The organism is Massilia aurea (assembly GCF_040790145.1).
GTDB lineage: Bacteria > Pseudomonadota > Gammaproteobacteria > Burkholderiales > Burkholderiaceae_D > Telluria > Telluria aurea_C.
This window is the reverse complement of the sequence record NZ_JBFMMP010000045.1, coordinates 1-521: the sequence shown is the minus strand read 5'-3', so window position 1 is coordinate 521 and position 521 is coordinate 1. Positions and strand designations below refer to the sequence as shown.

1 rRNA gene is annotated in these 521 nt (G+C 54.9%); it reads right to left on the bottom strand.

Annotated features, from left to right (window positions below):
• Positions 1–17 precede the first annotated feature (17 nt).
• Positions 18–521: ribosomal RNA gene (locus AB2N08_RS22920) — 16S ribosomal RNA — on the bottom strand; the annotation flags it as partial.

The following is a 521-nucleotide window of genomic DNA, read 5'->3' as shown; positions in this document are numbered from 1 at the left end:
CTCCGGTGCTACTCTAGAAAGGAGGTGATCCAGCCGCACCTTCCGATACGGCTACCTTGTTACGACTTCACCCCAGTCACGAATCCTACCGTGGTAAGCGCCCTCCTTGCGGTTAAGCTACCTACTTCTGGTAAAACCCGCTCCCATGGTGTGACGGGCGGTGTGTACAAGACCCGGGAACGTATTCACCGCGACATGCTGATCCGCGATTACTAGCGATTCCAACTTCACGCAGTCGAGTTGCAGACTGCGATCCGGACTACGATACACTTTCTGGGATTAGCTCCCCCTCGCGGGTTGGCGGCCCTCTGTATGTACCATTGTATGACGTGTGAAGCCCTACCCATAAGGGCCATGAGGACTTGACGTCATCCCCACCTTCCTCCGGTTTGTCACCGGCAGTCTCATTAGAGTGCTCAACTAAATGTAGCAACTAATGACAAGGGTTGCGCTCGTTGCGGGACTTAACCCAACATCTCACGACACGAGCTGACGACAGCCATGCAGCACCTGTGTTACGG